Origin of the sequence: Rhizobium sp. NFR12 (assembly GCF_900108545.1) — a bacterium.
GTDB lineage: Bacteria > Pseudomonadota > Alphaproteobacteria > Rhizobiales > Rhizobiaceae > Neorhizobium > Neorhizobium soli.
Genome location: NZ_FNWM01000008.1, coordinates 11,545 through 30,668, shown reverse-complemented (window position 1 = coordinate 30,668; position 19,124 = coordinate 11,545). Strand labels below are relative to the sequence as shown.

Annotated in this window: 19 protein-coding genes and 2 riboswitches; of the genes, 7 read left to right on the top strand and 12 right to left on the bottom strand. The window is 64.0% G+C overall.

Annotated features, from left to right (window positions below; all coding sequences use genetic code 11):
* Positions 1-22 precede the first annotated feature (22 nt).
* A complete protein-coding gene (locus BLW69_RS21890; RefSeq protein WP_162759555.1) occupies positions 23-1,138 on the top strand; it encodes a cobalt-precorrin-5B (C(1))-methyltransferase in 1,116 nt (371 codons plus the stop codon).
* On the opposite strand, the gene cobM is transcribed toward BLW69_RS21890, so the two are convergent.
* The 3 genes from cobM to cbiE are packed head-to-tail and all read right to left on the bottom strand — an operon-like array spanning position 1,108 to position 3,508.
* Entirely contained in the window at positions 1,108-1,896 is a 789-nt protein-coding gene (gene cobM, locus BLW69_RS21885) for a precorrin-4 C(11)-methyltransferase (RefSeq protein ID WP_092665353.1), read from the bottom strand. The genes BLW69_RS21890 and cobM overlap by 31 nt on opposite strands.
* A complete protein-coding gene (locus BLW69_RS21880; RefSeq protein WP_062463559.1) occupies positions 1,893-2,279 on the bottom strand; it encodes a cobalamin biosynthesis protein in 387 nt (128 codons plus the stop codon). The genes cobM and BLW69_RS21880 overlap by 4 nt, the downstream gene beginning before the upstream one ends.
* Complete coding sequence (gene cbiE / locus BLW69_RS21875; RefSeq protein WP_092665350.1) at positions 2,276-3,508, bottom strand: precorrin-6y C5,15-methyltransferase (decarboxylating) subunit CbiE; 1,233 nt, start codon at positions 3,506-3,508, stop codon at positions 2,276-2,278. Before cbiE ends, BLW69_RS21880 begins: the two co-directional genes overlap by 4 nt.
* Positions 3,509-3,527: 19 nt before the next feature.
* On the opposite strand from cbiE, the gene BLW69_RS21870 reads away from it, so the two are divergent.
* Complete coding sequence (locus tag BLW69_RS21870) at positions 3,528-4,295, top strand: cobalt-precorrin-6A reductase (RefSeq protein WP_092665347.1); 768 nt, start codon at positions 3,528-3,530, stop codon at positions 4,293-4,295.
* On the opposite strand, the gene BLW69_RS21865 is transcribed toward BLW69_RS21870, so the two are convergent.
* Genes BLW69_RS21865 through BLW69_RS21835 form a run of 7 tightly spaced genes read right to left on the bottom strand, consistent with a single transcriptional unit; the run spans position 4,259 to position 12,500 of the window.
* A complete protein-coding gene (locus BLW69_RS21865) occupies positions 4,259-5,023 on the bottom strand; it encodes a precorrin-3B C(17)-methyltransferase (RefSeq protein WP_092665344.1) in 765 nt (254 codons plus the stop codon). The two genes, BLW69_RS21870 and BLW69_RS21865, sit on opposite strands and share 37 nt — an antisense overlap.
* Positions 5,020-5,784 carry a precorrin-2 C(20)-methyltransferase gene (locus BLW69_RS21860; protein ID WP_092665341.1) on the bottom strand — a complete coding sequence of 255 codons (765 nt, stop codon included), beginning with the start codon at positions 5,782-5,784 and terminating at the stop codon, positions 5,020-5,022. Before BLW69_RS21860 ends, BLW69_RS21865 begins: the two co-directional genes overlap by 4 nt.
* On the bottom strand, positions 5,781-6,410 hold the full coding sequence (locus tag BLW69_RS21855) for a precorrin-8X methylmutase (protein WP_062576932.1): 630 nt from the start codon (positions 6,408-6,410) through the stop codon (positions 5,781-5,783). Before BLW69_RS21855 ends, BLW69_RS21860 begins: the two co-directional genes overlap by 4 nt.
* Positions 6,411-6,412: 2 nt before the next feature.
* Positions 6,413-7,720, bottom strand: a complete 1,308-nt coding sequence (gene cobG / locus BLW69_RS21850; RefSeq protein ID WP_092665338.1) for a precorrin-3B synthase — start codon at positions 7,718-7,720, stop codon at positions 6,413-6,415.
* Complete coding sequence (gene cobN, locus BLW69_RS21845) at positions 7,717-11,019, bottom strand: cobaltochelatase subunit CobN (RefSeq protein WP_092665336.1); 3,303 nt, start codon at positions 11,017-11,019, stop codon at positions 7,717-7,719. The genes cobG and cobN overlap by 4 nt, the downstream gene beginning before the upstream one ends.
* Before the next feature lie 21 nt (positions 11,020-11,040).
* Positions 11,041-12,078 carry a cobalamin biosynthesis protein CobW gene (cobW, locus tag BLW69_RS21840; RefSeq protein WP_092665333.1) on the bottom strand — a complete coding sequence of 346 codons (1,038 nt, stop codon included), beginning with the start codon at positions 12,076-12,078 and terminating at the stop codon, positions 11,041-11,043.
* On the bottom strand, positions 12,075-12,500 hold the full coding sequence (locus BLW69_RS21835) for a DUF1636 family protein (protein WP_244508933.1): 426 nt from the start codon (positions 12,498-12,500) through the stop codon (positions 12,075-12,077). Before BLW69_RS21835 ends, cobW begins: the two co-directional genes overlap by 4 nt.
* Before the next feature lie 104 nt (positions 12,501-12,604).
* Positions 12,605-12,831, bottom strand: a riboswitch (cobalamin riboswitch).
* 58 nt (positions 12,832-12,889) lie between these two features.
* Positions 12,890-13,091, top strand: a riboswitch (cobalamin riboswitch).
* A gap of 36 nt (positions 13,092-13,127) precedes the next feature.
* Here BLW69_RS21835 and BLW69_RS21830 point away from each other — a divergent pair.
* The 4 genes from BLW69_RS21830 to BLW69_RS21815 are packed head-to-tail and all read left to right on the top strand — an operon-like array spanning position 13,128 to position 16,161.
* Positions 13,128-13,304 carry a CbtB domain-containing protein gene (locus BLW69_RS21830; RefSeq protein WP_062463594.1) on the top strand — a complete coding sequence of 59 codons (177 nt, stop codon included), beginning with the start codon at positions 13,128-13,130 and terminating at the stop codon, positions 13,302-13,304.
* Positions 13,305-13,318: 14 nt separating this feature from the next.
* On the top strand, positions 13,319-14,089 hold the full coding sequence (locus tag BLW69_RS21825; RefSeq protein ID WP_092665328.1) for a CbtA family protein: 771 nt from the start codon (positions 13,319-13,321) through the stop codon (positions 14,087-14,089).
* Positions 14,086-14,700: a cob(I)yrinic acid a,c-diamide adenosyltransferase gene (gene cobO / locus BLW69_RS21820; RefSeq protein WP_062463600.1), complete on the top strand. Its 615-nt coding sequence runs from the start codon at positions 14,086-14,088 to the stop codon at positions 14,698-14,700. Before BLW69_RS21825 ends, cobO begins: the two co-directional genes overlap by 4 nt.
* Positions 14,701-14,703: 3 nt before the next feature.
* Complete coding sequence (locus tag BLW69_RS21815; protein ID WP_092665326.1) at positions 14,704-16,161, top strand: cobyric acid synthase; 1,458 nt, start codon at positions 14,704-14,706, stop codon at positions 16,159-16,161.
* Here the strand turns inward: BLW69_RS21815 and cbiB are convergent.
* Positions 16,145-17,110, bottom strand: a complete 966-nt coding sequence (gene cbiB / locus BLW69_RS21810; protein ID WP_092665323.1) for an adenosylcobinamide-phosphate synthase CbiB — start codon at positions 17,108-17,110, stop codon at positions 16,145-16,147. The genes BLW69_RS21815 and cbiB overlap by 17 nt on opposite strands.
* Here cbiB and cobD point away from each other — a divergent pair.
* A complete protein-coding gene (gene cobD / locus BLW69_RS21805) occupies positions 17,109-18,125 on the top strand; it encodes a threonine-phosphate decarboxylase CobD (protein ID WP_092665320.1) in 1,017 nt (338 codons plus the stop codon). The two genes, cbiB and cobD, sit on opposite strands and share 2 nt — an antisense overlap.
* Here cobD and BLW69_RS21800 read toward each other — a convergent pair.
* Positions 18,122-19,120, bottom strand: a complete 999-nt coding sequence (locus BLW69_RS21800) for a P1 family peptidase (protein WP_092665318.1) — start codon at positions 19,118-19,120, stop codon at positions 18,122-18,124. The two genes, cobD and BLW69_RS21800, sit on opposite strands and share 4 nt — an antisense overlap.
* Positions 19,121-19,124: the final 4 nt, after the last annotated feature.

Genomic DNA, 19,124 nt, shown 5'->3' with positions numbered 1-19,124 from the left:
AGAAACGACCATGGAAGCCGGCATCGATATTGACAGCAAGACCCTGCGACGTGGCTGGACCACGGGAACCTGCGCTGCGGCTGCCACGAAGGCTGCCTGTCTGGCGCTGATGACAGGCGAATTTCCGGCGATGGTGGAGGTGACCCTGCCAGGCGGTCAACGGCCGGGTTTTACGCTGGCCATCGAAGAGCTGGGCGAGGGTTTCGCCAAGGCTGGCATCATCAAGGATGCCGGCGACGACCCAGATGTCACCCATGGCGCGCTGATCATAAGCACGGTATGGCGCGGGGCGCCCGCAACCGGCATCACCTTCAAGGCCGGACCGGGCGTCGGTACGGTGACGCGACCCGGTCTGCCGCTGCCACCCGGCGAACCCTCGATCAACCCGGTGCCACGGCAGATGATTGCGCAGGCGATAACAGAGGTTGCCGGCGAGGGCGCCGATTTCGAGGTGGAGATTTCTGTGCCCGACGGCGAAAAGATCGCCGAGAAGACGCTCAACGGCCGGCTCGGCATTGTCGGCGGAATATCGATCCTCGGCACGACGGGGATCGTCATTCCGTATTCGTGCTCGGCCTGGATCCATTCCATCTGGCGCGGCATCGATGTGGCGCGCGCGGCCGGCCTCGATCACATTTCCGGCGCCACCGGCAATACGTCCGAAAAGGCGGCGCAGGCCTATCATGACCTTTCCGACGTCGCGCTGATCGACATGGGCGATTTCGTCGGCGGCATGCTGAAATATATCCGCAGCCATCCGGTGCCGAAGGTGACGGTTGCCGGCGGCGTCGCCAAGATGACCAAGCTCGCCCAGGGCATGCTCGACGTGCATTCCAAGCGCGGCCTTGCCGATCTCGAAGCGCTTGCCAAGGTGGCTGAAGACGCCGGCGCCGATGCCGATCTCGTTGCGCGGATCATCGCTGCAAACACTGTCGCGCAGGCGTTCGAGATGGCCGACGCGCGTGGTCTGAAGCTCGGTGACCGCATTGCCGCGCTTGCCTGGAAGACCGCCGCAAAGTCGCTCGGCGACCCTGCGATCGCGCTGGAGATCCTGGTGTTCGACCGGCACGGCCAGCTTGCCGGACGAAAGGAATTCACGCCGTCTGATCATTCCGGATCCTTAGCCCCGGAGAGCTGATCCCAGCCGGGGCGAAACCGCCTTACATAGTCTGCATTGTATAGCTGACTTTCGACGAAATCTTTCGCTCCCAGCCCCTTGCCGACGAAGATCAGAGCCGTGCGTTCCGCCGGTTCTGCGGCCAGTTTCGCGACGATATCGGCAAGCGTGCCGGTGATGATGCGCTCTTCCGGCCACGAGGCGCGGACGACGATCGCCACCGGGCATTCGGGGCCGTAAAGCGGTGTCAGTTCCTCGACGATCCTGTCGAGTGCATGGATGGCGAGATGGATCGCAAGCGTTGCACCTGTCGCGCCAAACGCTTTCAGCGTTTCTCCCTCGGGCATTTTTGACGCGCGGCCGGATACGCGTGTGAGGACCAGACTTTGCGCGACCTCGGGAATTGTCAGCTCCCGCCGCAACGCGGCCGCGGCGGCGGCAAACGAGGGAACGCCGGGGGTCAGGGTATAGTCGATGCCGTGCTTTTCCAGCCGGCGGATCTGTTCGGCCACGGCGCTCCAGACCGAAAGATCGCCTGAATGCAGGCGGGCTATATCCTTGCCGGCCTGGTGAGCGGCAACATATTCGGCCTCGATATCGTCAAGCGACAGGGAGCCGGTATCGATTATCCGTGCATCGGCCGGGCAATAGTCCAGCAGTTCCTTCGGCATGATCGAGCCTGCATAGAGGCAGACGGGCGAGCGGCTGAGGATATCGCGGCCACGGACGGTGATGAGATCCGCGGCACCGGGGCCGGCGCCGATGAAGTGGACGGTCATGGATAGTCTTTCGTTTGCGCCAAGGCGCAGGTGGCGCCCTGGGATATCAGCCGCGGCACGATGATTTCGGACCATTCTCCCGCAGCCGCAAGCGCCGCACCTTCGGACAGGCTGGATGACGGCGTCTGGGCAAGGCTGTGGCGGGAAACGGTCTTCGTTCTCGGCTCGGCGTCGAGCAACGCCTGGTCGCTGACGATGTGAAGAGGAATGCCCAGCGTTTCGGCCAGCTGCAGAATGCCGGGTTCCTGCCGCTTGATCTCTCCGGTGGCAAGTGCCCCAATCGATCCCCTGATGATACCGGCCTCAGTGCAGGCCGCATCGAGAGCGGACAGAAGGTCTGCGCGTGTGGTGCCCTTGCGGCAACCCAAACCGGCGACGATCATGGTTCTGTTCCTTTTGTCCAAGTCCACTGCGTGACCGGCATGGCCGGCTTCCAGCCCTGCATCGACCCGACGGGTGAGGCCCGCGAGACATCCATGCGGATGAGGTTGCCGCCGAGCGTGGCTTTTGCGGTCAGCAGCACCGCTTCCATCTCCAGCGTCACGGCGTTGGCAACGAGCCTGCCGCCTGATTTCAGCGCTGCAGCGGCCGTCTCGAAGACACCAGGTTCGCTGCCGCCGCCGCCGATAAAGATCGCATCCGGTGGGGGGAGGCCATTGAGCGCCGACGGTGCTTCGCCCTCGACCACGACGAGGCCCGGAACCCCGAAGCTTGAGGCGTTGCGCCTGATACGCGCGGCCCGCTCGGGATGCGCTTCTATGGCGATCGCCTTCATCGAGGGATCGGCCAGCATCCATTCGATGCCGATCGAGCCGGATCCGGCGCCGATATCCCAGAGGAGCTCGTCGCGCCGGGGCGAAAGAGCCGACAGCGTCAAGGCGCGGATCTCGCGTTTGGTGATCTGACCGTCATGCTCGAACAGGGCGTCATCGAGGCCGAAGCCCAGCGGCAGAACGCGCGCCGGACCGTTTGCGGCAACGTCGATCGCGACGACGTTCAGCACGTTGATATCCTGCAATGCAAATTCGTCCGCCTGCACCTTGCGAATGCGCTCCGCTTCGCCGCCAAGCGCTTCGAGCACGGTCAGCTGCGATTTCCCGAAGCCGCTCTCCGTCAGGAGCGCCGCCAGTTCCGCAGGCCCCCGTTCATCCGATGTCAGCGCGATCACGCGCCGGCCTGGATGCAGGAGCGGGCGGATGAGATCCAGCGGACGACCATGAAGCGAGACCGTCTCGATCTCCTGCAGCGGCCAGCCGAGACGGGACGCTGCGAGCGAAAATGCGGACGAGGACGGATAGGAGACGAATTCGTCGGCCGGCACATGGCGTGACAGGGTTGCACCCACGCCGAAGCAGAAGGGATCGCCGGAGGCGAGTACGCAGACCCTCTTTCCACGCAGAGCGACGACATCGCGCATCGCTGGATCGAAGGGCGTCGACCATGGCCGTGATTCGCCTGTGATGAGGGATGAGGCGAGCTCCAGATGCCGCTTTCCGCCGAACACAAATGCGGCGGCGGCGATCGCGTCGCGGGCATTGTCGCCGAGACCCTTCACGCCATCCTCGCCGATGCCGACGATGGACAGCCAGCGGCTTTGGTTTAAAGCTCTCATCTCTGATTCAGGAGGCAACTTGACTTACTCCATCCTCATTCTGGGCGGCACGACCGAAGCCAAGGCCTTGGCCGGCCGGTTGGCGACCGACCCGGAATACCAGATCCTTGTTTCGCTTGCAGGCCGCACCAAAGCGCCGGCGGAACAGCCAGTGCCCGTGCGGATCGGCGGGTTCGGCGGTGCTGTCGGCCTCGATGCCTTCATCCGTGAGAAGGGCGTGGATCTGCTGATCGACGCGACGCATCCGTTCGCGGCGCAGATTTCCCGCAATGCGGCTGAAGCGGCGGCGTCCTCGGGCGTCGAAATCCTGGCTCTGCGCCGTCCCGCCTGGTTGCGCCAGGACGGTGATCGCTGGCAGGAGGTCGGCAGCATCCAAGCGGCGGTCGCCGCGCTCGATATCGCCCCGCGAAAGGTTTTCCTGACGCTTGGCCGACAGGAACTGCTGCCGTTCGAAGTGAGGAAACAGCATCGATACCTGGTGCGCAGCGTCGATCCGGTCGATCCGCCGCTGGACCTGCCGGATGTGACCTATATCACCGCTCGTGGGCCGTTTTCCGAGGGTGTCGAGATCCGGCTGCTCGAGGAGCACGGCATCGATCTTATCGTCTCGAAGAACAGCGGCGGTCGCGCCAGTGTGGCCAAGATCAGCGCTGCACGGCGGCTTGGCATAGACGTCATCCTGATCGACCGGCCAGAGCTGCCGGATGTGCCGTCTGCCACAAGCGTGGATGCGCTGGTCGACCGGGTGCGTCACTGGGCGCTCTCCCGCAGGAAGCGCGGCGAATAGACGATCGGTCGCTTATTGGTTCTTTCGATCAACTTGGTCTCTGCTGTGCCGACGATGACGCAGGTCGCCATGTCGGCCATGTGGCCCTGAGCTTCCGCCAAGGGCACGATCCGGATCGCCTCGTCAGGCCGGCCGGCGGCGCGACCGAAGATGACCGGAACCGTTCCCGGCAGGTTGGCGCGCAGGATATCGAAAGCTTCATCCAGCTGATGCGGCCGCGCCTTGCTGATCGGATTGTAGAAGGCCATGACGAAGTCGGCCGTTGCGGCGGCAACGAGACGTTTTTCGATGATGGCCCAGGGTTTCAGGTTATTCGACAACGAAATCGCGCAGAAATCATGGCCGAGAGGTGCTCCAGCCTTTGCCGCAACCGCCAGCATGGCGGTGACGCCCGGAACGATGGAAAGATCGATGTCGCGCCATTCTGCCGGGCCCTCGTCGATGGCCTCACAGACGGCCGCCGCCATCGCGAAGACGCCGGGATCTCCACCCGAGACGACGCAGACTTTGCCGCCTCTCGCTGCCATGTCGATCGCCGCCTTGGCGCGTGCCAGCTCCTCGCGATTGTCAGAGGCATGGCGGCGCTGGTCCGGTCGCAGGTTCAGCCTGTCGATATAGGGAAAGTAGCCGAAGAAATCGGTTGCCGACGCAACCGCCGACAGTGCTTCCGGGGTGATCTGGTCCGGACTTCCGGGGCCAAGCCCGACGACCGTCAGCGATCCCGTCATTCTGCCGCTCCATGATCGGGCCCCGGACGATTGGTCCATCCGGGAACGAGCACGAGGGAGAAATAGGGCGCCGGGCTTTCGTCGCGGGTTTCCAGCCGCTCCGAGGCGCCGTTGGCCATGGTGCCGCGTTCGACATAGAGCGCGCCTGAAAGCTTGCCGACTGCGGCCAGCGCCCGGCGGATCTTCGGCAGGTTGCGCCCGACCTTCATGATCACGGCGGCATCGGTATCGGAGAGACGCTCGATTAGTTTTTCTTCAGACAGCGTGCCGGGAAGCACGCTCAGGATATCGTCTCCCTGCACCAGTGGCAGGCCCGTCATCGACCAGCAGCCGGACATTGCGGTGACGCCGGCAATCACGTCCACCTCGTAGCGATCCTTCAGCCGGACATGCAGATGCATGTAGGACCCGTAAAACAGCGGGTCTCCTTCGCTCAGAACCGCGACGGTCTTTCCGGCATCGAGGTAAGCTGCGACTTCTTCGGCCGACCGATCGAAGAAATCGTTGATCGGCGTCTTGTAGTCGGCTTCGTCCTTGTGGGTCTCGACCGTGACCGGATAGACGAGCGGCAGCTCGATCGTGCCCGGGCGGATATGCGCGTCGACGATGGTGCGGCCGTTACCGGAGGAGCCCTTCTTGCAGAAGAAAGCCAGCACATCCGCTTCATTGATGGCACGCACGGCCTTCAGCGTCATCAGTTCCGGATCACCCGGCCCGGTGCCGACGCCGATCAGTCTGCCCTTTATACTTTTGGGGTTCAAAGGCCTGTCCTCGCCAGCGCGTTGACGGCGGCCGCCGTCATGGCCGAGCCGCCCATGCGGCCGCGCACCACGGCATAGGGAATGCCATGCGTCGATTCCATCAGGGCTTCCTTGGATTCGGCTGCACCGACGAAGCCGACCGGCATGCCGATGATCGCGGCGGGGCGTGGTGCACCGGCATCCAGCAGTTCCAGCAGGTGAAACAGGGCCGTCGGCGCATTGCCGATGGCGACCACCGAACCTTCCATCGCGTCCCACAGATCCAGTGCCGCTGCCGATCTCGTGTTGCCGATCGTTTTGGCGAGTTCAATCGTGCGGCTGTCGCGCAACGTGCAGATCACCTCGTTGTCGGCCGGAAGCCTTGCCCGGGTTACCCCCTGTGCCACCATGAATGCGTCGCAATAGATGGGCTTGCCGGCCAGCAGCGCATTGCGGGCTGCAGAAACGAAGTCGTCGGAGAAGCGGAAATGTTCGGCCGCCTCGACCAGGCCGCAGGCGTGAATCATCCGGACCGCGACATCCGCCTGCTCTTCCGAAAATGCGGAAAGGTCGGCTTCCTCGCGTATGATCGCAAAGGACTTCAGATAGATCGCATCGCCTTCGTGGATATAGTCGTAACTGGTCATGGTCATCCTGGTATGGCCGCCTGGCAAAGCCGGTCCGGACCGATCCGGGCAAGGCAGGCAGCGGAATTTTCCCCCGAGCGCCGTTCCGATCGAACGAGAGCGGCAAGGCGGCGAAGCGTGGCGTTGGTATCGGCAAACGCGATGGAAGCAAAGGGTTGGCCGCTCGCTTTCGCCGAGGCAAGCAGCGAAACGTGATCCGGCATACCGCACAGCGTCAGTGCCGTTGCTTGCGGATGGGCGCAGCCCTTAGGGCAGCCGCTCACATGCAGCTTGAACGAGCCGTCCAGCAGATCGGCGCATTCTGTGGCAGCGCGCGTGGCGATCTCGTGGGTGGCAATGGTGCCGGAACGGCAGGCCGGGCGTCCGGTGCAGGCAGCGATATGACCGCGCGGATCGGCAGCCGACGTCACGAAACCGGTGTCTGCGGCAAATGCCGTCAATGTGCGGCACGCGGTCTCGCTGCCGAAAAACAGGAGCGAGTGATCGAGTGCCGGTTTGACGGTGCGGAGGTCCAGGCGGGTGGCCTCGTTGCAGAGGGCAATCAGGTTTCCGGCATGGGTTTGGCCGAAAGCCGGGCCGATGCCGGTCGCGAACGTGCCGTCCGAAAGGCCATGCAGCGTGAAGGGCGATACGGTTGCGGCAGTGAAATCGTTGACCGGCAAGTCTGAAGCGAGGTCGCGACCGCGGGCATCGCTTCCAAGCGAGGCGAGCTTTTCGAGCAGTGCGATTGTCGCTTCGACGGCCTGTGTTTCAGTCAAAACATTGAAAACGCGCCCGGAACCTTCGGTGCCGCCAAGCAGGATCTTCCAGCGGATTTCGCCATCTGCGTCCACCGCGACCAGCCTTATATCGGCGATCAACCCAGACAGCGTCAGGCGACCCGCACCATCGACGATGACAGACGTCTTTGGCGCAAGGCCTTTGATGTCACGGGCACGGTCTCTGATCGCGTCTGCCAGCGGGCGCGGATCTACAATCTCCGGGGCTTCGTCACCGGCAAGCGGCGGCACTTCGACGGCAAGGCCATCGCGCAGCGGCAGGTTCAGCGCTCGCACCTCTGCCTCGAGATGCGGCGCAGAGGCTTCGCTGAGGCCCCGGATCTGCAGGTTGCCGCGGGCGGAAATGTCGATCATGCCGTTGCCGTGGCGCATTGCCAGACTGCAGAGATCGGCCAGTTGCTCCGGCGCAATTGCAGCGGTCAGCGGCACGCGCGCAAGCAGGCCGTCGCCCGTCATCATCGGCGCCGACAGGGCAGGGCAGGCGCCGCGTCTCATGTCCGGTTCGGCCTGGTTTCGTGCAAATGCCGTCATGCGACGAGCCTTTCGCAGTCGTCTGCCAGCATTTCCAACTCGGCATCCACCGCGTTGCGGCGCGGATGCCAGAGACCGCGATCGAGCGCGGCGCGGAACCGCAGGCCCATGTAGCGAGCGCCTTCGGGGTTCTGGGACAGCAGGAAGTCGCGGACTGTCTCGTCACCCAGATAGGCGTCATAGGTCGCGTCGATCAGCGATTGCGGAACGGCGTGGGTGGTCTCGGCAAAGCCGATCAGCCGGTCGACGGTTTCGACCAGTTCGGCTGCACCGCGCGGGCCGTGGCGCATCTGGCCGGCGATGAAGCGTGGGTTGACGGCACGGGCGCGCACGACGCGGGTCAGGGCCTCGGAAATGGAACGGGCTCTCGGTTTCTGCGGATCGGTCGTATCGAGCGCGATCACATCCGCCTTGCCGCCAAGGGCCGCCACAGCTGCGGAAAAGCCGCCGATGAAGGCAACGTCGGCGGACCCGTCGAGAAGATCGCGGCCGGGATCGTCGCCGGTATGGACGAGAAGATCGGCGCTGCCGATTCTTTCGGCAAACCCGCCGGGAACGTGAATGCCATCGCCATCGGCACCGCCGAACGCGTGGCTGGTGGCATCGAGATAGAGACGGCCGAGTTCCTCGCGTTCGCCCCAGCTGCCGTCGGCAAGCTTTTCCTCGATGCCGGAACCGTAGGTGCCGGGGGCCGAGCCGAAGATGCGCGGGGGCACGTGGCCGAGCGTCTGCGCGTCTTCGGCCAGCGGATTGTCGCCCGGGGCTTCCTCGCGCGCGGCAATCGCCCGCATGGCGGCATCAAGAAGCGCGATCAGTGCCGGAAACATGTCGCGGAACAGGCCTGAAATTCTAAGGCTTACATCGATGCGCGGGCGTCCAAGCGTTGCCGGCGTCAGAACCTCGATACCGGTGACGCGGCCGGTTGCGGCGTCCTGGACGGGTCTGGCACCCATCAGCGCCAGAACCTGCGCCACTTCCTCGCCGCCGCTTCGCAGCGAAGCGCTGCCCCAAAGATCGAAGACGAGGCTTTTCGGCCAGTCGCCATGGTCCTGCAGGTATCGGCGCAAAATCTCGTCGGCGGCGCGCTTGCCGAGTTCGAACGCGGTCGGCGTCGGCAGGGTGCGCGGATCGCTGGCGTAGAGATTGCGGCCGGTCGGCATCACGTCGCGGCGGCCCCGTGATGGTGCGCCCGACGGACCGGGGCGGATATGCCGGCCATCGAGAGCATCGAGCAGCGCCTGCATTTCGGTTCCGGCACTGGCGATCCGCAGCGGGTCGTCATCGCCGGCTGCGATTTCGCCGAACACGTGCTGGCCGTCCTTGATGGCGAAGTCCTTGAGGTCGCAGAGAAACGCATCGATGCGGCTGAGCGCCGTGTCGGGGTCGTCATCACCGGTTATCCCGGCCTCGGATGCCAGTCCGCAGTCGCCCGCGGTCTCGACGATCAGTTTCGCCAGCCTGTCGCGGCGGCGCCTGTCCAGCCCGTCCGCCTGCGCGTATTCGTCGACCAGCAGCTCGAGTTTCGTCTGCTCAACCGAGAGGCCTGCGCCTGTCAGAACCGGTGGCAGGTGACCGATGGTGACTGCGGAGATGCGCCGTTTGGCAACTGCGGCCTCGCCGGGATTGGATACGATGAACGGATAGATGACCGGGAGGCCGCCGGTCACGAGTTCCGGGAAGCAGTCTTTCGACAGCGCCACGGTCTTTCCCGGCAGCCATTCCAGCGTGCCATGGGCGCCGACATGAACGATCGCATGGGCACCTACGGCATCGCGCATCCATTGACCGAACGCATTGAGGGCGTGGCGCGGCGGCAGGTCGGGGCTGTGATAGTCGGCGCGCCGGTCGGCATCGCGGCCCCGGTCCGGGGCAAGCGCCACCGTGACGTTCCCGAACTGCGCGGCGCGGAAACGATAGGCGCCGTCTTCCAGATCAACGTCCGTTGCGGGTTCGCCCCAGGCGGAATCGATGCCGGCTGAAGGGCTGTAGGTGGCAAGCGGATATTGCGCTGTCCTGGCGGCAAGGAGATCCAGAAGCGCGCGCGGGGTTTGCGGGATATCGGAAATTGAATAGCCGGCTGTCGATAGCGTGCTGAGGATCGTGAGAACGCTTTGCGGCACATCGAGGCCGACGGCATAACCGGTGCGGCCCGGCGCACTCGGATAATCCGGCATCAGGATGACCAGTTTCCGCTCGGCCCGGGAAACAGTCTTCATGGCCAGGAAGGCGGCGATCCGGTCTGCGACGTGTTCGATACGGTCCGGTTCGGGTTGGTTGACGAGATCGGCCGTCTTGTCGCCCGCCTTGAACGAGATCGCGCCGGCGAGAATGCGGCCGTCCAGTTCCGGCAGCACGACATGCATGGCGAGATCGGAGGGGTTGAGGCCGCGGCGGCCATCCACCCATCCGTCACGCCGTGTCGTTGCGGTGACCAGCTGGAAGACAGGAACCCTTGAGCGGTCGAAAATCGTGTCGCCGTTGTCGTCGGTCGCACTTGCAAAGGCGGTCGTGGTGAGAATGGCGGCCGGATCGAGCTCTGCGATCGCCTGTTCGACAAAGCCGATGGTTTCCGCATCCTTCAGGCCGCCGACGAACATCGGCATCGGTGCGAACCGGCGGGCGGTCAGCGCCTCGTACATCGCGTCGATCGGGGCCGCATCATTGGCAAGCAAGGTGGAGCGATAGAACAGAATCGGCAGCCGCTGCGCATCGGGCGGGAAACCAGCAGTAAGCTCATCGGCGGTCGCGATGCCGTGGCCGGGCTTGTAGAAGCCCCGCTTCGGCATCGGCGTCGCGGTCGGCGAGCTTTGCGTGTCGCCGCTTGCCAGCGCATCCAGGCGGCGCGCCAGAAGCTGCATATTGTCCGGCCCGCCTTCGCGGAAGAAGGCGAGAACGTCCATCAGCGTCGCATCGGGCACTGTCGAGGCAGCGGCCAGACGGTCGTCGCTGATGCTGCATTCGCCCGGCAGCATCGCTAGCGGGATCTTCTTGCGCTTCGCCAGCCGCGAAAGTTGATCGGCGCCATAGGCCCAGCGATCATAGCCGCCAAGAATGCGCACGAGGATAAAGCGCGCATGGGCAGCGGTCTTTTCCAGCCACAGGTCGACGGACATCGGATGGCGAAGGTCGGAGATATTGGTGAGGCAAAGGCTCGCCTTGCCGTCGCTCCAACCCGCTGCAATGCCGTTCAGGTCGCTGCCGGAAAAAGACAGCACCACCACATCCGCCGGCGACTGGTTGAGGTCGACCGGCTCGATCAGGTCGTCGAGCGACGACGAGGTGGTGGCGAGAATATGCATCCTTTTCCTTCTACAGCCCTCTTATGCCGCCAGCATCTTTTCGATCGCTGCCCGGTCCATGCCCTTTTCGCCGATCACGACGAGCCGGCTCTGGCGGGTCTCGCCGGCACCCCAGGCGCGGTCGAAATAGTGGTTCACGCGCGAACCGACCGCCTGCACCTGAAGGCGCATCGGCTTGTTCGCGACGTCGACAAAACCCTTGATGCGCAGCACGTTTTCCGCTTCCGCCGTGGCGGAAATGCGGGCGGCGAGCTCGTCCGCATCGGCAACGGCTGGAATATCGATGACGAAACTGTCGAAATCGTCGTGATCGTGATCAAGCTCGTCATCGTGATGGGTCTTGCGGTTCTCGATATCGTCCTCGACGGCAAGGCCGAGACCGATCAGCACGCTCGGATCGACGGCGCCGTTTGCGGCGGGCACGATCTTGACCGCGCGCGGCAGATGCGCCTGGACGCGGCCCTTGGCGGCGGCAAGCGATGCCTGGTCGAGAAGGTCCGTCTTGGTCAGCACGATCATGTCGGCGCAGGCGATCTGGTCCTCGAACACTTCCTCGACCGGATCGTCGTGGTCGATCGAGCTGTCCTGGCTGCGCTGCGCTTCCAGCGCTTCGTGATCGTCGGCAACGCGACCTTGCGCAAGCGCTAGACCGTCCACCACCGCAATGACGGCATCCACGGTGACGCGGGCCTTCACATCCGGCCACTGGAAGGCCTGGACGAGCGGCTTCGGCAGGGCAAGGCCGGAGGTTTCGATCAGGATATGATCGACGCGCGGTTCGCGGGCCAGGATCTGGTCGATCGCCGGAACGAAATCGTCGGCGACGGTGCAGCAGATGCAGCCGTTGGCAAGTTCGATAATGTTATCATCTGGGCAGCTTTCGATGCCGCAGCTCTTCAACACGTCGCCATCGATGCCGACATCGCCGAACTCGTTGACGATGATCGCGATGCGCTTGCCCTTGAGGTTTTCGATCAGGTGACGGATCAGCGTCGTCTTGCCGGCACCGAGAAACCCGGTGATCACGGTGCAGGGAACGCGGTCGAATGAAACGCTCATGAAGGCAGGTCCTCGTGGTGCTGGAATGGTGGAATGCGGGCTGTCATGCCCTTGCCGCGAAGGCACATGGGGCGGCCGCGAAGGGGAAGTAGACCGCGCTCGTCGTCAGCCAGCATCATCGCGCCGATCACGATGTCCTCGACTGTGTCGAGCGACAGATGACCAAAGACATAGGACCAGCCGGAGCGATGGTTGAAGGCAGCACTTGGGCCTTTTTCGCAGTTGGCAAGGCAGGTGACGGGTTTGATGGAGAGCGGTTTGCCGGCGGCAGCTTTGCGGAGGGCGTCCATCAGGGGGATGCCCGGGCGCGCCTGGCTATCGGATGCCTCGCGACAATTGGTGCAGACGAAAATCGTCACATCCGGCTCGCCGGCAAGGCCGTCTGCGGCCGCGTCGCGCTCGTCTTTTCGTTCGTCAATCACCATCGTGTCGCACTACCGCCCAAGTCAATAACATCGGGGTGCACGACAGGAAGGCAAGCCTATCCTGCAGAGTGAAAGAAGCTTTTCCGGAGCACCCCGCCCGGAAAGGCACGTTTTCGAACGGCAGGTCTCCTGGCTCGCGGGTCGTCACCATCCGCCTGCCTTCCCGGATTTCTCCAGTGGCCATAGTGGCAGGATGGCTCGCCGCTTACAGTTGCGGGGGCAGCCGCGGCATTGAACCATGGAATCTTAAAGACGATCCCGGGTTCGCACCGCATTCTCTCTTAGCCCCTACCGTTGCCGGCAAGGGACCGTATCGCAGTCACCTAAGCCTTGTCGCAGGGCAGTGTCAATGTTGCAAAGCCGATTGCCCGTCTGGGGAAACCGTCTATAGTGATCACGTCTTTGGTGCCCGAGAGGGCTCATCGAAGGGAATGCGGTGCGACGACATCTTGGCGTCAAACCCGCGGCTGCCCCCGCAACTGTAAGCGGAAAGTCTCTGCCCGATATGCCACTGGAGACATCCGGGAAGGCGGGTCAGAGGCGTTCGATCCGCGAGCCAGGAGACCTGCCGGAGACGATAGGCACAGTGAAAGTCCTCGGGTGGAGGGCAGAAAGACGACGTCCATGGTTACGAACTCTGCTGCCCGTGCAGCCAGCGTTTCCGCATCGAAAATCATTCCTCTCGGCATGACGGCCATACTCGGCCTGTTCATCGTCGGCTTTGTCGGCTTCTCGCATATCGAGGCCGTGCACAATGCGGCCCACGATACGCGCCACTCGCTGGCCTTTCCCTGCCACTAAGAGGAATTTTCCCAATGTCGCTGTTTCGTAACATCGTCCTCACGGCGGTGATCGCAGGGCTTTTGTCCGGGCTCCTGATGACTGTGATGCAAAGCTTTTCGGTCGTGCCGCTTATCATCGCGGCAGAGACGTATGAACATGTCGACAGCAACGGTGCTGGACATAGCCATACTGCGGCTCCGGATCCTGCCGCAGGCACCGCAGCAACAGCCGCCGCCGAGCATGATCACTCCGAAGAGGCATGGTCTCCTGCCAACGGGATCGAGCGCTTTGCCTACACGGCTGCCGCCAATGCACTGTCGGCCATCGGTTTTGCGCTGGTTGCCATCGCCATTGCCGAAGCACTCGGCGGGTTTGGCGGATGGCGTGGCGGGTTGATGTTCGGCATTGCCGGCTTCCTCACCGTCAGCCTCGCACCCGGCCTCGGTCTGCCGCCGGAACTTCCGGGTATGCCCGTCGCCGAACTCGGACCGCGCCAGATCTGGTGGATTGCGACGGCCGTCTGCACTGCCCTGGCACTCGGCCTGCTTGCTTACACCCGTTCCGCCCTTCTTGCGGCTCTGGCGGTCGTCCTGCTGGTTGCTCCGCATATCATCGGTGCACCGCTGCCGCCGACCCATGACACCGCGGTGCCGCTCGACCTGCATGCGCGGTTCGTCAATGCCGTCTACGCGACGAACCTGGTGTTCTGGGCCGTTCTCGGGGCGCTTTCCGGCGTCATTCGCGAGCGTTTTCGTGCCGGTGAGGAAATCTCGACCACGTCCAAGGAGCTTGCAGTCCGTTGAAGGAAATCGATCAGACCACCGAGCAGCGTCACCGCGCCAAGATGGAGAACCGCAAGGCGGTTCAGGATGCCGAAGTCGCGGAGAAGACCGTCGAGAAGGGGCTTCTCATGGTTCATACGGGCTCCGGCAAGGGCAAGTCGACGGCGGCCTTCGGGCTGGCGCTGCGCACGCTCGGGCACAACCGCCGCGTCGGGATCGTGCAGTTCATCAAGGGCGCTTGGTCGACCGGCGAACAGCCGGCGCTTGCGGTGTTCGGCGACCGCATCGCCTGGCACACGATGGGCGAGGGCTTTACCTGGGAAACCCAGGATCTCAAGCGTGACATCGCCGCTGCCGAGAAGGCCTGGGGCATGGCACTCGAACTGATGGCGGACGAGACGATCGGCCTCGTCATTCTCGACGAACTCAATATCGCCCTGCGTTACGATTACCTCGATCTCGACAAGGTCGTCGCTCAGTTACAGGCGCGCCGGGCGGATCTGCACGTCGTCGTCACCGGCCGTAACGCGAAGCCGGCTCTGATCGAGGCGGCGGATCTGGTGACCGAGATGACGCTCGTCAAGCATCACTTCAAGGCCGGTGTCAAAGCCCAGGCCGGCATCGAGTTCTGACGGGTGGTGGCTCGCGCTCTCATGTTTCAGGGGACAGGCTCGGATGTGGGCAAGTCGCTGGTCGTTGCCGGGCTTGCCCGCGTCTTCACGCTGCGGGGCTTGAGTGTCCTGCCCTTCAAGCCGCAAAACATGTCCAACAATGCCGCGGTCACCGCCGATGGCGGCGAAATCGGCCGGGCGCAGGCACTGCAGGCAAGGGCTGCCGGCGTGCCGCTCAGTGTCCATATGAACCCGGTTCTGTTGAAGCCCCAGAGCGAAGTCGGGGCACAGGTGGTGGTGCAGGGCAGGGTGGAGGGCAATGCCAAGGCTGCCGAATACCAGCTTCTGAAGCCGAGGCTGCTTTCGCGGGTGCTTGAGAGCTTCGAGATCCTGAAAGCCAAGGCAGACCTCGTCCTCGTCGAAGGGGCAGGTAGCGCTTCGGAGATCAACCTTCGCCAGAACGACATTGCCAATATGGGTTTTGCCCGCGCTGCCGATGTCCCGGTGGTTCTCATCGGCGATATCGACCGGGGCGGCGTGATCGCGAGCCTTGCCGGCACGAAACTCGTCATCAATGCCGATGACGCGGCAATGATCCACGGCTTTATCGTCAACCGCTTTCGCGGCGATCCGGCCTTGTTTGCCGAGGGCATGCGGATGATCGGTGCGTTTACCGGCTGGCAGTCGATCGGCCTCTTGCCGCATTTCGCCGATGCTGCGCTTCTGCCGGCAGAAGATGCGCTCGGCCTTACCCAGTCGTTTGCGCGCAAGCCCGGCGCGAAGTTGCGTATCGCGGTGCCGATCCTGCCGCATATTTCCAATTTCGACGATCTCGATCCGCTGGAAGCGGAGCCGGATGTCGAGCTCATCCGTGTCAGGCGCGGCGAGGCTATCCCTGGAGAATGCGATCTCGTGCTGCTGGTCGGCTCGAAGGCGACCATCGCGGATCTGGCTGCGCTTAGGGAGGCCGGCTTCGATACCGATATCGCAGCTCACTACAGGCGCGGCGGGCGCGTTCTCGGGCTGTGCGGCGGGTACCAGATGCTCGGCAGACGGATATCGGATCCGGAGGGATCGGAGGGCCCTCCCGGTTCGGCGGAAGGGCTGGGTCTTCTCGATGTCGAAACCGTGCTGTCGGCGTCGAAGCGGCTGGAGGCGGTGACAGGCGTCAGCTCCGACGGCATTTCGTTTGCCGGCTACGAAATGCATACGGGTCGTACTACTGGCGGCGACTGTTCGCGGCCGTTCTCGACTGTTGCCGGCAATCCGGAGGGTGCATCGTCTAGAGATGGCAGGGTGGTTGGCACCTATGTGCACGGACTGTTTTGCGACGATCGCCAGCGTTCGGCCTGGCTGTCGCGCCTCGGCGGCACGGTGTCGGGCCTCAATTACGAAGCGAATGTCGATGCCATTCTCGATCGCCTTGCCGCGCATATGGAGCAGCATCTCGATATCGATGGATTGCTCAAAATTGCCAGATGAGCAGCGCCAGGACGCCGAACAGGCCGATCAACAGCGCATCCGCCACGCGGGCAAGCTTAAGTGCGCGGGTGATATCGTCGAAATTCAGGTTGGTCCGGTTGCCCTCTCCCATGTAGCGGGCTTCGATCATCTGGCCGCCGTAACTGCGGGGACCCGCGAGCGCGATGCCAAGCGCACCCGCCATCGCCGCTTCCGGCCAGCCGGCGTTCGGCGAACGATGATGCTTGGCGTCACGGCGGATTGCACGTATGGCATCGCGGGGCGAGGCGTCCTTGACGAAGACAGCGGCCAAAACCAACAGCGCCGCCGTCAGGCGCGACGCCGGCAGATTGATCAGGTCATCGAACCGGGCCGCGGCCCAGCCGAACGCTTCATGACGCGGCGACCGATGGCCGATCATGCTGTCGGCGGTATTGGCAGCCTTGTAGGCGGCGCCGCCGGCGAGGCCGCCGATGCCGAGCCAGAAGGCAGGGGCGACGACGCCGTCCGAAAAATTCTCGGCAAGGCTTTCGATCGCCGCGCGGCAGACCGCGGCATCATCGAGCTTTTCCGGATCGCGGCCGACAATCATCGAGACGGCCTTGCGTCCGGCGTCGAGCCCGTTGTAGCGCAAGGCGGTTGCCACGGCTTCCACATGGGTCTCGAGGCTTTTCTGGGCCGGCAAGCTGGCTGCGGCAAGAACGAGAAGGATCGGTCCGAAGGGCAGAAGCATCAGAACGGCGGCAATCGCCAGCGCGGCGGCGACGGTACAGCCGATCAGGACGAACAGGGCGAGGTTGCCCATGCGTTTGCGGCTGGCGAAATCATCGCCCTCGCGGTTCCATCGACTGTCGAGTGCCGATATCAGCCGGCCGATCCAGGTGACGGGATGGCCGACGCGTTTGAACAGCCAGTCCGGATAGCCGACGATGCGTTCGGTGATCAGGGCGAAGAATGCGAGAAGGAACATGACGTTGGCGATCTCTGAGTTGGGCAGTCCGATACAGCATGGCGGCAACCTTGCCATGGCGCGTGCGCTGTTTCCTCACGCGCCCGAGCCGTGGATCGATCTGTCGACCGGCATCAACCCGCATTCCTATCCGCATACGCCGATCCCCGGCAATGTTTTTGCGCGTCTGCCGGAGCCTTCATCGCTCGAGAGGCTGAGGGCCGCAGCGGCTGAGGCATATCGGGCACCGTCACCCGCTCATATCGTGGCCGGGCCGGGAACGCAGATCCTGCTGCCGATCATCGCCGGTCTCGTCGGAGGGGACGGAAAGGCAGCCGTTCTGTCGCCCACCTATGCGGAACACGCTCGTGCCGCGACGATGGCAGGCTTTGAGGTTCTGGAGACGGATGATCTCGACCAACTCGCGACAGCCAGTCTCGCCGTCATCGTCAACCCGAACAATCCGACCGGGCGGATCGTGTCGACGGATGACATTCTGGCGCTGGCCGAAATCATGCGCGCGAAGGGCGGGCTGCTCGTCGTCGATGAGGCCTTCATGGATGTGTCGGAAGCGCAGAGCGTTGTCGGCGCTGTCGGCGAGGGCGGGCTGATCGTGTTGCGCTCCTTCGGCAAGTTCTACGGCATGGCCGGCCTGCGGCTCGGCTTTGCGATCGGCGAAGCCGATCTCGTGGCAAGGATCGAGGAGAGGCTCGGGCCCTGGGCGGTCTCCGGTCCGGCTTTGCACGTGGCTTGCGAAGCGCTGGCGGATGCCGAGTGGCAGGCCGCGATGCGCGTCAGGCTCAGAGCAGATGCTGCGAGGCTGGACGACCTTCTATCCGCTGCCGGTATTCCGGTCTTCGGTGGCACGTCCCTGTTCCGTTTCATACGGGACAGGCGTGCTCAGGCTCTGTTCCAGCATCTCGGCGAACATGGAATCATCACCCGGCGCTTTAGCGAGCGTCCGGACGATCTACGGGTGGGGCTGCCTGAGGATAAGGACTGGTCTCGGCTGGAAGCGGCACTCGGAGGCTTCTAGCCGCCGAACCGGTCGCTCCAGGCGGGTTGGGCGCTGGCGTTTGGCAGCGCGGTCGCCTCGAATACACCCCTAGCAACGGCTCTTGCCGTGACCAGGGTTGCGAGATGGCAGAGTTCGGCGAAGGCCCCCATGTCTTCCATCGGGATTTTTCCGGTGGCTGCCGAAAAGATCGTGTCGCCATCTCCCGGCAGATGTGCTGGCAAGACGGCGCGTGCCAGTCCGTCATGCGCCATGATCGACAGCCTGTGCGCCTGCGCCTTGGTCAGAACTGCATCGGTGACGACCACGCCGATCGTCGTTGCCTTCAACGCCACGCCCTTCATCCGCAGGGCCATGTGGTCGGCTGTGAATGTCGCGGGAAGGCCAAGGCCACCGAACTCGTCATCCTGCTCGAACGGCGCCGACCAGAAGTGCTTGGTATCACCGACCGTTGCGGCGCCCATGGCATTGACGGCCATGAGGACGGCAATCGTGTGCCCCGACGAGGTCTTCGCGCTTGCCGAACCGATGCCGCCCTTGACGGTCGCGGTCGTGGCGCCGGTTCCGGCCCCGACGGTGCCGAGCGCGAATGTGCCCTTCTGCGCGGCGCAGAAGGCGTCGTAGCCCATGTCGCGATAGGGCGAATGGAGGCCCCAGTCCTTGTCGCCGCCGTTCAGAAGATCCATCAGGATCGCCTGCGGCACGATCGGCACCCTGGCAGAGCCGACGGGAAAGCCGCGGCCGATCTGGCGCAGGCCCGCCTGCACCCCGCCGGCTGCATCCAGCCCGAAGGCCGAGCCGCCCGAGAGAACGAAGGCATCGACTGTCTGCACCGTCATGGACGGGTCGAGAAGGGCGGTCTCGCGCCCACCCGGTGCGCCGCCGAGAACCGAGCCGGAGGCGATCGCCGGCTCATCGAAGATGATCGCGGTGACGCCCGAGCCAAGCTGCAGATCGGTCGCGTGGCCAACGGCCACGCCTTCGATATCGGTGAGAAGGTTCAATGGCGCCACCATGCGA

Coding starts and splice junctions, on each gene's coding strand:
- cobM (WP_092665353.1), bottom strand. CDS start 1,896: ATGACCGTCCACTTCATCGGCGCCGGCCCCGGTGCCGCGGATCTCATC.
- BLW69_RS21880 (WP_062463559.1), bottom strand. CDS start 2,279: ATGATCGTCGCCGGTTTGGGTTGCCGCAAGGGCACCACACGCGCAGAC.
- cbiE (WP_092665350.1), bottom strand. CDS start 3,508: ATGAGAGCTTTAAACCAAAGCCGCTGGCTGTCCATCGTCGGCATCGGC.
- BLW69_RS21865 (WP_092665344.1), bottom strand. CDS start 5,023: ATGACGGGATCGCTGACGGTCGTCGGGCTTGGCCCCGGAAGTCCGGAC.
- BLW69_RS21855 (WP_062576932.1), bottom strand. CDS start 6,410: ATGACCAGTTACGACTATATCCACGAAGGCGATGCGATCTATCTGAAG.
- cobG (WP_092665338.1), bottom strand. CDS start 7,720: ATGACGGCATTTGCACGAAACCAGGCCGAACCGGACATGAGACGCGGC.
- cobN (WP_092665336.1), bottom strand. CDS start 11,019: ATGCATATTCTCGCCACCACCTCGTCGTCGCTCGACGACCTGATCGAG.
- cobW (WP_092665333.1), bottom strand. CDS start 12,078: ATGAGCGTTTCATTCGACCGCGTTCCCTGCACCGTGATCACCGGGTTT.
- BLW69_RS21830 (WP_062463594.1), top strand. CDS start 13,128: ATGGTTACGAACTCTGCTGCCCGTGCAGCCAGCGTTTCCGCATCGAAA.
- BLW69_RS21825 (WP_092665328.1), top strand. CDS start 13,319: ATGTCGCTGTTTCGTAACATCGTCCTCACGGCGGTGATCGCAGGGCTT.
- cobD (WP_092665320.1), top strand. CDS start 17,109: ATGACGTTGGCGATCTCTGAGTTGGGCAGTCCGATACAGCATGGCGGC.
- cbiB (WP_092665323.1), bottom strand. CDS start 17,110: ATGTTCCTTCTCGCATTCTTCGCCCTGATCACCGAACGCATCGTCGGC.
- BLW69_RS21800 (WP_092665318.1), bottom strand. CDS start 19,120: ATGGTGGCGCCATTGAACCTTCTCACCGATATCGAAGGCGTGGCCGTT.